The organism is Coprobacter secundus subsp. similis (assembly GCF_015097275.1).
GTDB classification, from domain to species: domain Bacteria; phylum Bacteroidota; class Bacteroidia; order Bacteroidales; family Coprobacteraceae; genus Coprobacter; species Coprobacter secundus.
Map to the genome: position 1 here is coordinate 3582538 of NZ_AP023322.1, position 14779 is coordinate 3597316.

General features: G+C 33.0%; 13 protein-coding genes. 5 read left to right on the forward strand and 8 right to left on the reverse strand.

Annotated features, from left to right (window positions below; all coding sequences use genetic code 11):
* Positions 1-24: 24 nt before the first annotated feature.
* A complete protein-coding gene (locus tag Cop2CBH44_RS14160) occupies positions 25-2346 on the reverse strand; it encodes a GumC family protein (RefSeq protein WP_200755070.1) in 2322 nt (773 codons plus the stop codon).
* 30 nt (positions 2347-2376) lie between these two features.
* Complete coding sequence (locus tag Cop2CBH44_RS14165; protein ID WP_021931781.1) at positions 2377-3186, reverse strand: polysaccharide biosynthesis/export family protein; 810 nt, start codon at positions 3184-3186, stop codon at positions 2377-2379.
* A gap of 303 nt (positions 3187-3489) precedes the next feature.
* Between Cop2CBH44_RS14165 and Cop2CBH44_RS14170 the strand changes: the two genes are divergently transcribed.
* Positions 3490-4650 (forward strand): glycosyltransferase, encoded by a 1161-nt coding sequence (locus tag Cop2CBH44_RS14170; RefSeq protein WP_021931780.1) that lies wholly within the window; start codon positions 3490-3492, stop codon positions 4648-4650.
* Positions 4651-4774: 124 nt separating this feature from the next.
* On the opposite strand, the gene Cop2CBH44_RS14175 is transcribed toward Cop2CBH44_RS14170, so the two are convergent.
* Positions 4775-5200: an Hsp20/alpha crystallin family protein gene (locus Cop2CBH44_RS14175; protein ID WP_021931779.1), complete on the reverse strand. Its 426-nt coding sequence runs from the start codon at positions 5198-5200 to the stop codon at positions 4775-4777.
* 173 nt (positions 5201-5373) lie between these two features.
* Positions 5374-5844: a hypothetical protein gene (locus tag Cop2CBH44_RS14180; RefSeq protein ID WP_200755071.1), complete on the reverse strand. Its 471-nt coding sequence runs from the start codon at positions 5842-5844 to the stop codon at positions 5374-5376.
* 126 nt (positions 5845-5970) lie between these two features.
* Between Cop2CBH44_RS14180 and Cop2CBH44_RS14185 the strand changes: the two genes are divergently transcribed.
* The 3 genes from Cop2CBH44_RS14185 (at position 5971) to Cop2CBH44_RS14195 (ending at position 10703) form a co-directional block, all read left to right on the forward strand.
* Positions 5971-7125 (forward strand): exo-beta-N-acetylmuramidase NamZ family protein, encoded by a 1155-nt coding sequence (locus Cop2CBH44_RS14185; RefSeq protein ID WP_200755072.1) that lies wholly within the window; start codon positions 5971-5973, stop codon positions 7123-7125.
* Between the two features lie 229 nt (positions 7126-7354).
* Complete coding sequence (gene asnA / locus Cop2CBH44_RS14190; protein ID WP_200755073.1) at positions 7355-8389, forward strand: aspartate--ammonia ligase; 1035 nt, start codon at positions 7355-7357, stop codon at positions 8387-8389.
* 124 nt (positions 8390-8513) lie between these two features.
* Positions 8514-10703: a glutamine synthetase III family protein gene (locus Cop2CBH44_RS14195; RefSeq protein WP_200755074.1), complete on the forward strand. Its 2190-nt coding sequence runs from the start codon at positions 8514-8516 to the stop codon at positions 10701-10703.
* A gap of 77 nt (positions 10704-10780) precedes the next feature.
* Here Cop2CBH44_RS14195 and Cop2CBH44_RS14200 read toward each other — a convergent pair whose 3' ends face one another.
* The 4 genes from Cop2CBH44_RS14200 to udk all read right to left on the reverse strand — a co-directional run bounded on the left by Cop2CBH44_RS14200 (position 10781) and on the right by udk (position 14322).
* Positions 10781-11329: a DUF3332 domain-containing protein gene (locus Cop2CBH44_RS14200; RefSeq protein WP_021929680.1), complete on the reverse strand. Its 549-nt coding sequence runs from the start codon at positions 11327-11329 to the stop codon at positions 10781-10783.
* A gap of 92 nt (positions 11330-11421) precedes the next feature.
* Positions 11422-12291, reverse strand: coding sequence for an alpha/beta hydrolase (locus Cop2CBH44_RS14205; RefSeq protein ID WP_021929679.1), 870 nt, complete (start codon positions 12289-12291; stop codon positions 11422-11424).
* Positions 12292-12312: 21 nt separating this feature from the next.
* The gene (locus Cop2CBH44_RS14210; protein ID WP_200755075.1) at positions 12313-13692 is read right to left on the reverse strand and encodes an MltF family protein; all 1380 of its coding nucleotides are present in this window, start codon (positions 13690-13692) and stop codon (positions 12313-12315) included.
* An 18-nt stretch (positions 13693-13710) separates the two neighbouring features.
* Positions 13711-14322 (reverse strand): uridine kinase, encoded by a 612-nt coding sequence (udk, locus tag Cop2CBH44_RS14215; RefSeq protein ID WP_021929677.1) that lies wholly within the window; start codon positions 14320-14322, stop codon positions 13711-13713.
* A 92-nt stretch (positions 14323-14414) separates the two neighbouring features.
* Between udk and Cop2CBH44_RS14220 the strand changes: the two genes are divergently transcribed.
* Positions 14415-14714, forward strand: coding sequence for a Dabb family protein (locus Cop2CBH44_RS14220; RefSeq protein ID WP_021929676.1), 300 nt, complete (start codon positions 14415-14417; stop codon positions 14712-14714).
* Positions 14715-14779 lie beyond the last annotated feature (65 nt).

Genomic DNA, 14779 nt, shown 5'->3' on the forward strand with positions numbered 1-14779 from the left:
TAATATTCTTAATTTTATAAAAAATTATTTTTTTCCTTGATGGCCATATCCATATCCATACCCTTGTTTTGCATTTGTTCCGTTGATAACTAAAGAAACTTTTTTCAATCTATTGTTACTAACAAGTTGATTCAGATATTTGATATTGTCTTTTTCTGTGTAGTTTGCACGGCATATATATATTGTTGAGTCTGCTATTCTGTTCAAACAGAATGTGTCGGAGACGAGTCCAACAGGTGCAGAGTCAATTAATATGTAATCATACTTTTCTTTTAAACGTTCAAACAACATATCGAGACGATCACTTAACAATAATTCCGCTGGATTGGGTGGAACAGGTCCAGATATAATAATGTCAAAGTTATTATGGAGTTCATTTGTTATTATTATATCTTTTATTTCAACATTTTCAGAAGCTAAATAGTTCGTCAATCCTATATTTTTATTTTTTATGTTTAGATACTCTGCCAATTTGGGACTTCTAATATCCAGACCGACCAATATAACTTTCTTGTTCATCAGAGCTAAAGACATACCAAAGTTACAAGAAAAGAATGATTTACCTTCTCCACTAATACTGGATGTTATCAATATAACCTTTTCATTTTTGTTATTAAGGATAAATTGGATATTTGTTCTAATTAGCCTGAATAATTCTACAATAGGGGATGTATCTCCTTCTTTGACAACCAGAGGAGCTTTACTTTTTGTTTCACAAATTTCACCTAATATTGGAATTGAAGTTATATTTTCTAATTCCTGTTTGGTCGAAAATTTAGTATTGAGTACTTCTTTTAGATATAGGTAAAGTATCGGAATTATAACACCCAAAAGCAATCCTATGAATAAAATAATTGTTTTTTGAGGACTAACGGGTTTATTGAGATTATATGCTGCATCTACAATTTGCCCTTTTGGAGTAGTCACGGCAAGTGTCAAAGCGTTTTCTTCTTTCTTTTGTAGTAAAAATAGATATAACTCTTCTTTGATAACTTGTTGTCTTTTGATATTTATAAATTCTCTCTCCTGAGTTGGCATGCCCTTTATACGAGATAAAAATTTATTTTCCTGGGCTTTCAAGTCTTTTAATGCAATTCCAACACTTTGCTTTATATTGGTTATAGTATTTATTACATTATTTCTAGTAGCATCTATTTGAGAATTTATTAATTGTACTGTAGGACTGTTTTCTTTTGCAGTACGTAGTAGTTTCATCCGTTCCAGTATTAACTCATTGTATTTTTGAACCACTTCTGAGGATGATTGTTCTGAGAGTGTTGTGGAAAAAGGAACTAAAGAATACTTGTTGTTTGGGTTTTTCAAAAAGGATTCTATTAGTCCCACTATCTGATATTGAGTTTCTGTCTCTATTAATTTTGATTTAAAATCTCCATTCTGTTCTAATATGATTTTAGCTTCTGTTTCAATATCAGTTAAGTTGTTTTCTTTTTTATATTTTTCTACTTCTTGTTCTGCCTCAAATAGCTCTTTTTGTATAAGAGAGATTCTTTCTTCTATAAATTTAGCTGTATTTTGGGCTTCTAGATTTTTATCTATTATTCCTTGTTTGTTGTAGATGTCTATTATATTGTTCAATATATCTTTTCCTCTAGGGATATTTGTTTCTTTTAAGCTTAATGCTATCATATTGGATTTTTTGTCTATTTTTCCGATAGAAATACTTTTGCTCCAATTTTCAGCAACGGCATCATATCCACTTAGATAAATTGTTGTGTTGATTTTTTTACCAGAAAGAAAATCTTTGGTTTTATTTAGTGTATAATTTCCGTAGTCGGTATGTATGGTTATTGGAAAATTTTGAGAAGATGTTTCTCCTACTTTTTTGTCTTTATCATTTAATACCTTTACTCGAATTTCGCCCTTCTCAGAGACTTTTATTTTGAATTTTAGTGTAGTGCTTAAAGTATCTTCTATACCTGCTGGGACATCTATTTTGACTGGATAATTATCGTAAGCATCTATTTTCTTTAATATATTTTTTCGAACAATGTATTTTTTATTCAAATTAAGTTTTTTAATAGCTTCTTTAAAAACTGAGTGAGAGCTTACTATGTATAATTCGTCGTCGACATCTCCGCCGCTTAGCATACCTCCAAATGAGAAATTTTTCAGCATGGCAGATTGGATACCTCCTGATTTTCCATCATCTTGTTTGATAAGTAAATTTGCTTTGATTACATATACAGGTTTAGATATTTTTACATATGCATAGGCTAGAATGAAGCATACGATAATGGAAATTGCAAAAAGGTACCAGTATTTTATGTATTTTTTTATTAAACTTGCAATGTCGACAGAATTGTTATTTTGTTCTATAGTGTTCATATTCAAAGATGCTTTTAGTTTTAACAAATATTATCGGTTAACAAAAAGGGCAATGCATAAAGAGGCTATAACAGAAACTGCACTGATGACTGTTGATATGACTGATACATTGTATTGTTTGTTTGAACTATATAGCGCATTTCCTTGGCGTGCTTTATTAGGCTCTATATATATTACATCGTTTTTTTGTAGATAATAATAGGGTGATGTAAAGATATCTGGTTGTGTCAAATCCAATCTGGCAAATTCCTTTTTGCCGTTGTTCTCACGAATTATTAATACATTGGTCCTTTCTCCATATATTGTTAAGTCTCCAGCTTCGCCAATGGCATCGAGAATAGAAATTCTTTCATTATTAATCTTTACAGTACCAGGTTTGTTGACTTCACCCAAGACAACAACTTTAAAGTTCATTACTTGTATTGTAACTAATGGGTTTTCAACATAAGTCTCTATTTTAGTTTTAATTAAGTTAGCCAATTGTCCTCGTGTAAGACCTGCGACATGGATTTTTCCAATAACAGGGAAATCGATGTTGCCTTTAGCATCGACTAAATAAGTTTGTAAGCTTGGAGTGACATTCATTTGTGTTTCACCTGGAGCAAGAAAACTCGATGTGGGTAGATTGAAAATGGCTACAGCAGCAGGATCTGTAGCTGTCACTGTAATTGATAAAATATCATCTGGAATGATTTTGGGTTCGTAACTGATTATCTTCTCAGAAGAGATTTCTGTATTGTTGTTTGTTCCGACTGTTTTGAAGTAAATAACTTCAGATTTTGTTTTGCATGAAAACGCAATAATCGGTAAAACGAAAAGTAAAAGTATATTAGTCCTCATTATTGGTATTGTTTTTCAATAAAATTATAGTTTTGATTCAGCCGGCAAAGATAGTATTTTATCTACCTTGGACAAAATAATATTTCTTTAATGATAACGTTTAACGTCTTGTATTTATTGTGAAAAATCGTTTCCAATTTTAGAAAAAAGTTGTGGTCTTTTGATGGTGGATTAATAATCTCTTTATAGTCAGTATATAAACGGTATATCGTGGAAAAAGTTTTTTGTAAAAGAAATAATTTAATTGTGTTAATATGAAAACTTTGTGTACGTTTGTATTGAAAATAACATTTTGTAAAAGTTATGAATATTGACTTTTTGCTGACACCCGTTGAAATTTGGATATTATCGTCTGTAACGATATTGATGTTGATACAGTTATACTATTATGTGGCATATTATTATCTTCCTGTTAGATATGTACAGTCAAATGAGAATGGTAAGATAGCATATCTTGATGACAAGCCTCCTGTTTCTGTTATTGTATATGCAAAAAATGACGCAGATTATTTAACTAAATATTTGCCGATAATTTTGGAACAACAATATCCTGATTATGAGGTTATTGTTGTAAATGATGGGTCGACTGATGAAACGAAAGATATATTATCTCAATTAGAATATAAATATTCGCATTTGTATCAAACATATATTCCGGACGAGGCTCGTAGCCTGAGTCGGAAAAAGTTGGCTTTAACAGTTGGGATGAAAGCTGCTAAAAATGAAATTGTATTATTGACAAATGCTAATTGTGTTCCACAGAGTGTTAGTTGGATAGAATCGATCGTTCGTAATTTTGTTTCTGGGATAGATATTGTACTGGCACATTCTTTTGTCCCACCTAAGAATGAAGGTCGTTATTGTTCTTATGATAGGATAATGTTTGCATTACGTTATATTTCTTATGCTTTAAAAGGCCATCCATATATGGGCATTGGAACGAATCTTGCCTATCGGAAATCTCTTTTTTTTAAAAATAAGGGATTTTCTAAATATTTGAATCTACATTATGGAGATGACGATTTGTTTATTAATGAAATTGCAACTTCCCAAAATACGCGTGTAGAGTTGTCTCCCGAAAGTCAAATATCAGTTATCTATGATAATGATTATATTGCATGGAAAGAAAAAAAGTTGCAATATATGTTTACTGCAAACTATATAAAAAGTAATTATAAAATGATATTTGGCATAGAACGTATTACGGCATATTTGTTTTATATATGTGTTATAGCTTTAGCTTGTATGGGTTTTTATAATATAATATTTCCAATTATAGCTTTTATAATGTTTTTGATACGATATATATTTCAGATTATGATTTATAATAAAGCTGCACATATTTTGAAGGGACGGGCGTTATATCTATTATATCCTCTATTGGACATAATGTACACTCCTGTAAATTTATGGTATCGGATTGTTGGATTTTTTAGTAAGAAAAAGAATTTTACTTGGATTTGAAATATTGTAAAGCATCGAAAATATATTATTTTATATCTATTCTTTCCGGTATGTTTTTTTAAGTCTCTGTAAGACTTATGAGAGAATATAATATTTTCGATGCTTTGTATACTCTTTACATCTGTTATTTCACTTCAATTTTTTTTGGTTCTTTGGTTTCAGGAAGAGCTTTTTTAGGAATATTTACCGTTAAAACTCCATTTTCTTGTTTCGCTTCAATGTTGTTTTTGTCCACATTATCAGGAAGGACTAACGTTTGCTGGAATTGGGAATAGGAAAATTCGCGACGTAGAAATTTCCCTTTTTTGTCTTTCTCACTATTTTCCTTTTTGTTTTCTACGCTGATGATTAGATGGTCATTATCATCTATACGTACATTGAAGTCATCTTTTGTTAATCCGGGTGCAGCTACTTCTACTTTATATTCCTTATCATCTTCGATGATGTTAATTGCAGGTGCCGAACTGTTGGTTTTTGTAATCCATTCATTTCCAAAAAAATCATTGAAAATGCCTGGTAACCAGTTTTGAGAATTCTTTGCAGGTGTCATAATTGTGCCTCCTAAGTTAAATTATACAATAATTTTGAATTGTAATAACAATTCCTTTTGAGTATAAAAAACGTTGGATGAGCATTATTTGTTCAGGCTATTGGATGTTAAAAATGGCGATATAATATCAAAATTAGAGAATAATACTTTTAGGAAAAAGTGAAAAATAGTCGTTATTGGGGAATAATCGCGATATCATATCGTAATAATACCCAGCTTATTTTGAAAGGGTATCCTTCATTGTTTTTATTTGGGCTGAAAATATAATAATAACGTTTGTTTTTGTCGAAACTATTTATTTCTATCTGCTTGGTCATATGAGGATGAATTTCCTGATCGATTGTTACTTCTCTGTAATCAATCATTTCATTTTTAGGTGTTTTATAATAAATTTTAAGTCTAATACGGGTAATTAAATTACAAGTATTATTCCGTAATAGAAAAGACTCGGTCTTGTCATTGATTCGTTTTTCAAATCCTATCATTTCAATGGGATCTCTATTTGAAACAGTATCTTTTACATTGTTATTCTTATATAGGATGGTAGGAGTCTCCTCTATGTTATTTCGTATATAAGCGTTAATAGAGCTGGGTAAAATAAATAATAGTATTATGAATGCGATAGATATTATGCTATATTTCATTTTTTATGGTATTATACACAAAAATAACAAAATATTGTCTTGTTTATATTATTGGGAGTGAAAATATTATTTAAAAGAAAATTTCTAATGTTTGTTTTGTACCTTTACTTTTTCAATAGAAATGTTATGAAATATATAATTATTTGTCTTTTATTGTCTTTCTCTTTTGGTGTTACAGCAAAGATTAAGGTAGGCGCAGATCAACAGGAGAGGTTAGTGCCATTGCTACGGAATAAAAGGGTCGGATTAGTGGTAAATCATACCTCTGTTTTAAGTATATCTAAAGTTCATTTATTAGATACATTATTAAATCAAGGGATAAAAGTTCAAGCAATCTTTGCTCCAGAACACGGGTTTAGGGGGGAAGCAGATGCTGGAGAGTCTGTGAAAAATAGCCGAGATGTGAAAACTGGAGTACCTGTTATTTCGTTGTATGGTAACAATAAAAAACCTACAGTTGAACAATTTTCAAACATAGATATTTTGGTATTTGATATACAAGATGTGGGGGCTCGTTTTTATACTTATATCAGTACGTTATTTTATGTTATGCAAACATGTTCAGAGTCACATAAACCCATAATTATCTTAGACCGTCCAAATCCGAATGATTATGTAGATGGACCCATAATGCAAGATGGTTTGAAGTCTTTTGTAGGATTGTTGCCCCTGCCGGTTTTACATGGATTGACCGTGGGAGAATTGGCTCAAATGATTGTTGGGGAACGTTGGTGCGGTGTTGAAGGTCCAAAAATGATGGTTATCCCTATACTTGGGTGGGAACATGGAGATAAATATAGTTTACCCATAAAACCCTCCCCCAATTTGCCGAATGATGTTGCTATTGCATATTATCCGTCGCTTTGCTTTTTTGAAGCTACCCGGTTTAGTATAGGACGAGGTACGACATTTCCATTTCAGGTTATTGGGTATCCGGATAAAAAATATGGAAATTTCTGTTTTGTACCTCACTCATTACCGGGTTTTGATAGGAACCCTTTGCAAAAAGACCAACGGTGTTATGGTATTGATTTGAGACAGTCCGTTCCTCCTTGTGGACTTTCTTTGAAATATTTATTATATTTTTATCATAAATCTGATTTAGGCCGCAAATTTTTTTCTAGCCCTTCTTTTTTTGACAGGTTGATGGGGAATAGTCAAGTGCGTATTGATATTATAAATGGGGAAGATGAATCATTTATTCGAAATCGTTGGCATAAGGAGTTATTGGAATATCGAGAAATGAGAAAAAAATATTTGTTGTATCCAGATATGAGATGATTTATTATTATTAAAATATTTGTGTGCTAAATGTTATCAAAATAAATATATATATAGCAAAAAGTCTACCTATTTGCCTAAAATCAAACAAAAAATACTATATTTGTGGCATGATAAAAAAATGAGCATTATTCTGCTATTTTGCAGAAAAAGTTGTTTTTTTGTGTATTTTTTATATGAAATAGTTTGTATTTCAGTGAAATAAGTAGAAAATAATATATTGTATAAAATGGCATTGATAATACCCAAACAGTATAAATTAAAACTTTTGCCTGAAACAACAGAGCAGGCAATCAAGACATTAAAGGTATGCTTTCAAGATAAACTATCGAAGGCTCTGAATTTACGTCGGGTGACTGCTCCTCTTTTTGTTTTAGCAGGGACAGGTATAAATGATGATTTAAGCGGAAGTGAACGTGCAGTATCATTTCCTATAAAATGTATGGGAGATAGGAAAGCTGAGGTTGTTCATTCTTTAGCAAAATGGAAGAGGATGAAGCTGGGATACTATGGTATAGCTCCAGGGTATGGGCTATATACCGATATGAATGCTATTCGTGCAGATGAAGATTTGGATAATTTGCATTCTCTTTATGTCGATCAATGGGATTGGGAGCAGACGATAAAATTAGAAGATCGTAATTTAGATTACTTGAAGAATGTTGTTCGAAAGATATACGGTTTGATTAGAGAATTGGAATTAATGGTATATAATAGTTTTCCACATATTACTCCAGTTTTACCGGATGAGATAACTTTTATACATTCTGAAGAATTATTGCAGATGTATCCCGGTTTGTCTCCAAAAGATAGAGAAACTGAGGCTGCGAAGAAATATGGTGCCATTTTTATAATCGGTATCGGAAATGAGTTATCGAATGGGAAGCCTCATGATGGTCGAGCTCCGGATTATGATGATTGGATAACGAAAAATTCTGATGGTTATTACGGATTGAACGGTGATATAATTTTATGGAATCAAGTATTGGAATGTCCATTCGAATTATCCTCTATGGGTATTCGAGTTGATAAAGATTCCTTATTGAAGCAGTTGGAAAAGAGAGACTGTATGGAGAGGACTAATCTGGAATTTCATAAGTCATTGCTCAATGAGACTATTCCGTTATCTATTGGTGGGGGTATTGGGCAATCCCGCTTATGTATGTTTTTGTTACAAAAAGCCCATATTGGTGAAGTCCAAGCAAGTATTTGGCCAGAAGAGCAAATGGCTGAGTGTGCAGCTCATAATATTCCATTATTATAAATATAAAATTGGATAAGTAAAAAGAGTTGTTCCGCCTTGGTATACAAAATGAAGTATCATACACCAAGGCGGATTTTTTTTTGTAAATTTGCAACGAAACAGAAACAACAAACAGCAGAAACTTATGTCATCTTTACGTTTTAGAGTTGTAGAGGAGGCTTTCAAAAAAAAGGCAGTTTATGTAGAACGTCCAGAAGAGCGTCCATCAGATTATTTTGCCAAATATGTATTTAATCGAGAGAAGATGTTGCGCTATTTGCCCCGAGATACATATAATTCTTTAGTAGATGCGATAGATAATGGAAAACCTCTGAATCGGGAAATTGCTGATACTGTAGCAGCAGGAATGAAACAATGGGCTATTGAAATGGGGGTTACCCATTATACACATTGGTTCCATCCTTTGACTGATGGTACAGCAGAGAAACATGACGCTTTTGTAGAACATGATGGAAAAGGCGGTATGGTGGAAGAGTTTTCGGGAAAGTTATTGATACAGCAAGAAGGTGACGCTTCGAGTTTCCCTAATGGAGGTATTCGTAATACATTTGAGGCCCGAGGGTATAGTGCGTGGGATCCTTCATCTCCTGCATTTATAGTGGGTGATACATTATGTATACCTACTATTTTTATTTCATATACGGGTGAATCCTTAGACTATAAGGCTCCATTATTGAAGTCTATTGATGCTGTAGGGAAAGCAGCGTTGGATGTTTGCCATTACTTTGATCCGAATGTAAAAAAAGTGATTCCTTATTTGGGTTGGGAGCAAGAATATTTCCTTGTGGATGAAGGTTTATATGCTGCACGACCGGACTTATTGTTGACTGGCCGAACTTTGATGGGGCATGAGAGTTCTAAAAATCAACAATTGGAAGATCATTATTTCGGAGCAATACCTACCCGAGTTACAGGCTTTATGCAGGAACTTGAGATTGAAGCTCTTAAATTGGGTATTCCGGTTAAAACCCGACATAATGAAGTGGCTCCGAATCAATTTGAGTTGGCTCCTATTTATGAGGAGTGTAATTTGGCAAACGACCATAATCAAGTAATTATGGAGTTAATGAGAAGAGTGGCGCGACGCCATGGTTTTCGCGTTTTATTGCATGAAAAGCCCTTTAAAGGTGTAAATGGTTCTGGAAAGCATAATAATTGGTCATTGGGAACAAATATGGGAGTTCCTTTAATGGCACCGGCAAAAACACCTCAAGGAAATTTGCAATTTGTTACTTTTTTAGTAAACGTAATGATGGCCGTATATAAACATAATGCTTTGTTAAAGGCCAGTATATCTTCGGCAACTAATGCTCATCGTTTGGGCGCTAATGAGGCTCCTCCTGCTATCATATCTATTTTTTTAGGGTCTCAAATGTCTAAGGTCCTTGATGATTTGGAAAATAGTTCAGAAGATGCAATTATTTCATTCGGTGATAAGATGGGGGTCAAACTAAATATTTCTCAAATACCGGAGTTATTGATGGATAATACAGATCGTAACCGAACATCTCCATTTGCATTTACAGGGAATCGTTTCGAGTTTCGAGCTGTAGGCTCTTCCGCTAACTGTGCTTCAGCAATGATTGCTCTTAATTCAGCAGTTGCATTTCAGTTGAAACAGTTTAAATTATCTGTTGATGAAAAAATAGCTTCAGGACAGGAAAAAGAGAAGGCCATTGTAAGTGTCATTCGTGAGTATATTAAAGAATCTAAGCCGATACGTTTCGATGGTAATGGGTATAGTGAGGAGTGGAAGGAAGAGGCTTGTAAAAGAGGGTTAGATTGTGAAACGAGTATTCCGCTTATTTTTGATGCATATATGCGTCCCTCATCAGTGGAGATGTTTTCTTCTGTAGGTGTGATGAATGCTGTTGAATTAGCTGCACGAAATGAGGTGAAATGGGAAACATATACAAAGAAAATCCAGATAGAGGCTCGTGTAATGGGTGATTTAGCATTGAATCACATATTACCTGTGGCGACTCGTTATCAATCTCTTTTATTAGATACGGTATGTAAGATAAAAACTGTATTTTCTGAAGATGAGGCTGCAAAAATTTCAGCTAAAGATATCGATATTATACGAAAAATATCATATCATTCGTCTGAAATTCAAGAAAAAGTAAAGGCGATGGTCGATGCTCGCAAGCTAGCAAATAAAATAGAGAATGAGCGAGAAAAAGCAATAGCTTATCATGATATGGTAGCTCCTAAAATAGATGAAATTCGTTATCATATAGATAAATTGGAATTGATGGTAGATAATCAGATGTGGCCATTACCTAAATATCGGGAATTGTTGTTCGTACGATGAAATGATGGTGGCGTTTGATAAATAAAAATCCTGTGATTGTTCTTCACAGGATTTTTATTTGATAGATGATATTTCTATTATTTACAAGCGAATAAAGTATTGTGATTGATGATGTCTTGGTATGTTAATATTCCGGCTTTAGATAGCTCAATAGTAACAGCTTCGCCATTGGCATTGTACATATCTACGTGATTGTCATCTATGAAAGTCATGAGTTTTATATTTTTCCCATTACTTATAGCAGACCATGATTTATCGTCCTTATTGAATACTAATTCTACCGCAGTATTTGTATCTTCATTGGTAATAGTATATCCATTTTTGTGAGATTTTACTAAGAAGTTTGAGTTTTCTCCTTTGATATGTTGAACATTTTCTGCTACAGGATTTGAGCCTGACCAGAACTCAATAGAATTAATGACAAGATAATCTGCTACTAACGAAATCTCATATACAGGGATGATACAAAATGCTAAGAATACGAGTTCGTTTACAAATTTATTACCTACATTGTTATTCCATCTGTGTAATTTGGAAGTTAGGGCAAAGGAACCAATACAAGAGGAAAATAAGAGACTACCACTAAGTAGTACTACAGCAAACATGGTTAATTTTCGTCTTTTCATAATTTTCTATTAAATTAAAAATTAAATAATCTTATATACAAATATATTCAATTTATTTTATTATTATAGTTACAATATGTTTTTTGTATGTTTTAAGGAACTAATTTTTGTGAACTTAACCAGTCAAACATTAATGTTTGCCACTCATTATAATATTTAAAACTTTTGTTGCAACCCCAACCGTGGCCACCACTTGGGAATATATAAATGCTCGCCGGAATGTTATATTTTTTTAATTGATTATAGAAAAGAGTACTATTGACAGTAGGTACGGATTTGTCATCGTCGCTCAATAGTAAGAGGGTCGGAGGAGTTTGGGCAGAAACTTGTTTGTCGTTAGAAAAATATTTAATTAAATTTACATCTTCAAATTTATCTCCCAATAAATTAATTTTTGATCCTTGGTGAGTGTACATTTCTGTTAGAGAAATCACAGGATAGAATAATATCATAAAATTGGGACGGGATTGTTGGTCGAAATGTGTTCCTAATGTTGATGCTAAGTGTCCGCCGGCAGAAAAGCCACTAACACCGACCTTTTTAGGGTCTATTCCCCATTCTGAGGCATGAGAACGAATTATTTTCATGGCTTCTTGTGCATCGGACAAAGGGATATTATAATGCCCGTTTGGAAGTCGGTATTTTAGGACGATACCTGCTATGCCTTTTTTTCTTAAAATTTCTGCGAATTGATGCCCTTCGTGTTGAATAGCTTCTAAAGCATATCCGCCTCCTGGGCAAATAAGAACAGCAGCTCCGGTATTCAGCCTTTTCTCAGGGAGATAAATGTACATTTCAGCAACTTTGCAGTTTTCAATTCTACCTCCGCTAATATTTGTTTCTTCTTTAGTTATGCCATTGTTTTCTTTGGGTCCGTTAGGCCAAACTTTAATGTTGATGGGGTTACCGGCGGTTATAGATCCGGTGATGGTTAGTGCAGCTAGCATAGTTATCCATTTCATAGTTTTTATATTTTTGGGGTATTAATGAGGTATTTTCTTTTTGTATGTTTCATAGTGAGAAAGGACTTCCTGTACATAGTTGAAAGTTTCTCTCCCTCTGAAATATCCGAAACGGCAAACTTCATCATTAAAATATTCAGGATTACTTTTTAATAAAATGTATTCTGATACGTTTTTATCCCATTTATGAGGGTCTTTTCCATACTTTTTAGCTAATGCCATGGCGTCTAAGATATGGCCTATTCCAGAATTATAGGCTGCTAAAATAAATTTAATACGTTCTTCTTCAGGTTGTATTTTTGAAAAGCTTTTATTTAGTCCTTTGAGAATATCTACAGCTGTTGCAATATTGGTTTCCGGATTTTGTATATTTCCGGTCATTCCATGTTGGCGGGCGGTTCGAGGCATAATTTGCATTATTCCTCTGGCTCCAGCCCAAGATACAGCGGAGGTATCAAATCTTGATTCTTTATAGGCTTGTGATGCTATTAATCTCCAATCCCAGTTTATTTCTTTTGCGTATTTTTTGAATAAGTTGTCGTATACTGAAATTTGTCCCTTTTTTAGAGATAAAATAGCTGGAGCTGGAGGGTTTTTGCTAAGTTCGAAGTACCGTTTCTGTATATTTTTGTATTGGGGAGTATTATTATTTTTTCTTACCCACTGATTTATAGCTTTAGCTAACGATGGAGAGTCTGCACGAACAGCCCATGATGATCGTTGGGGAAAGCTGACAACGAGATTAATATCTATATTATTATAGTATGTTTTATTGAGTTTCGCTATGTTATTATCAGCCAATGTATAAGGAAGATCTCCAACAGCAACCATTTCGATGAGGTCTTCTGTGACAAGAGTGTCTCGATTCATTAAATGGATATTGATTCCTCCTCCTAGTTCATTGTTTAGGTTATTTATTCGATTTTCGTATTTAGAATCTTTTTCTACATATATGTCTTTGCCAATGAGTTCTGTCACATTACGTAGAGGTTTATATCCTTTTTTTTGAGGTTGTACCAGTACTTGGTGTGTGATGACTTCTCGTCCACAATGTAGTATTTCCTTTTTTAAATCTCCTGTAATGGGTATGTCATAAGCAATAATATCTCCCTTACCGGCTTTAAGCATTTCTATAAGTTTTCCAATATTTTCAGCGACTACGACTTTTAGTTTTAATCCATTATCTTCAGCAAACTGCTTGATTAATTCATATTCATATCCCATTTCTTCTCCTTTATATAAGAAATAAGATGTAGAACTGTATAAAGTAAGTACTGTTAGCTCTTTCCGTTCTTTTATCAGTTCAAAATCGTCTTTCGGTGTTTCTTTTTCTGCTTTTTTTTGTTTACAACTAGCCCATGGGATTAGTAGAATTAATATAAAAAACAGTTTATATCTCATTTCGACAATAAAATTATATTATCCGTTTAATTTATGTGCAATAAAGTTGGTAAGAATATCTATCGCAACATGATTATTACCTCCTTGAGGTATTATTAAATCTGCATATCGTTTTGTCGGTTCTATATGTTGTAAATGCATAGGTTTCAATACTTTTTCATATCTATCTATGACTTTCTCAACAGTACGTCCTCGTTCTATAATATCTCGGTTTATAACCCGTATTAGTCGGTCATCTCCATCTGCATCTACAAATACTTTCATATCCATCATATTTCTTAGTTCCTTATCGCATAGGATAAGAATACCTTCAACGATAACGACATCTCGTGGATATATGGTAATTGTTTCATTGGAGCGGGTACAAGAAAGATAGGAATAGATGGGTTGTTCTACAGTATGCCCGGCTTTTAATTCTTTTAGGTGTTTTACCAAAAGGGAAAATTCTATTGCTGCTGGTTCGTCAAAATTTAGAGTCAGTCGTTGTTCAAGAGGAAGGTGGCTGTTGTCTTTATAGTATGAATCTTGGGGAATAACCGTGACTTCACCTTCGGGTAAACTTTGAATTACTTTACGTACAACGGTTGTTTTTCCTGACCCGGTTCCTCCTGCAATACCAATTATCAACATATATTTAAAGATAAAGATGAAAATATAGTTATTTTTGTATCCGGATAATTTATCCGAATTAATATACAAATATAGTAAATTTTGATTGTCATATGGTTAAACACATTGTTTTATTTAAATTGAAAGAAATGGAGTCTCCCGTAGTAAAAATGGAGATTATGAAAAATTTTAAATCGGGTTTAGAATCATTAAAATCGAAGATATCGGTCTTAAGATATATTGAAGTCGGAATTAATGAGAATCCAGAGGAGTCTTTTGATATATCTTTAATAACGGAATTTGATAGTATGGATGATATGAAGACTTATGCTGTGCATCCAGAGCATATTGCTGTAACACAGATAATAAAGGATGTCAAGGAATCACGTTCTTGTGTCGATTATACTTTTTGATATAACTTTTGCATAAAATGGCAATAACATGTTTATTTTATGATTATTGCCATTTATTTTACATA

Bases quoted from the DNA above. Each gene is read 5' to 3' on its own strand.
- Cop2CBH44_RS14160 (WP_200755070.1), bottom strand. From the start codon at position 2,346: ATGAACACTATAGAACAAAATAACAATTCTGTCGACATTGCAAGTTTA.
- Cop2CBH44_RS14165 (WP_021931781.1), bottom strand. From the start codon at position 3,186: ATGAGGACTAATATACTTTTACTTTTCGTTTTACCGATTATTGCGTTT.
- Cop2CBH44_RS14170 (WP_021931780.1), top strand. From the start codon at position 3,490: ATGAATATTGACTTTTTGCTGACACCCGTTGAAATTTGGATATTATCG.
- Cop2CBH44_RS14175 (WP_021931779.1), bottom strand. From the start codon at position 5,200: ATGACACCTGCAAAGAATTCTCAAAACTGGTTACCAGGCATTTTCAAT.
- Cop2CBH44_RS14180 (WP_200755071.1), bottom strand. From the start codon at position 5,844: ATGAAATATAGCATAATATCTATCGCATTCATAATACTATTATTTATT.
- Cop2CBH44_RS14185 (WP_200755072.1), top strand. From the start codon at position 5,971: ATGAAATATATAATTATTTGTCTTTTATTGTCTTTCTCTTTTGGTGTT.
- asnA (WP_200755073.1), top strand. From the start codon at position 7,355: ATGGCATTGATAATACCCAAACAGTATAAATTAAAACTTTTGCCTGAA.
- Cop2CBH44_RS14195 (WP_200755074.1), top strand. From the start codon at position 8,514: ATGTCATCTTTACGTTTTAGAGTTGTAGAGGAGGCTTTCAAAAAAAAG.
- Cop2CBH44_RS14200 (WP_021929680.1), bottom strand. From the start codon at position 11,329: ATGAAAAGACGAAAATTAACCATGTTTGCTGTAGTACTACTTAGTGGT.
- Cop2CBH44_RS14205 (WP_021929679.1), bottom strand. From the start codon at position 12,291: ATGAAATGGATAACTATGCTAGCTGCACTAACCATCACCGGATCTATA.
- Cop2CBH44_RS14210 (WP_200755075.1), bottom strand. From the start codon at position 13,692: ATGAGATATAAACTGTTTTTTATATTAATTCTACTAATCCCATGGGCT.
- udk (WP_021929677.1), bottom strand. From the start codon at position 14,322: ATGTTGATAATTGGTATTGCAGGAGGAACCGGGTCAGGAAAAACAACC.
- Cop2CBH44_RS14220 (WP_021929676.1), top strand. From the start codon at position 14,415: ATGGTTAAACACATTGTTTTATTTAAATTGAAAGAAATGGAGTCTCCC.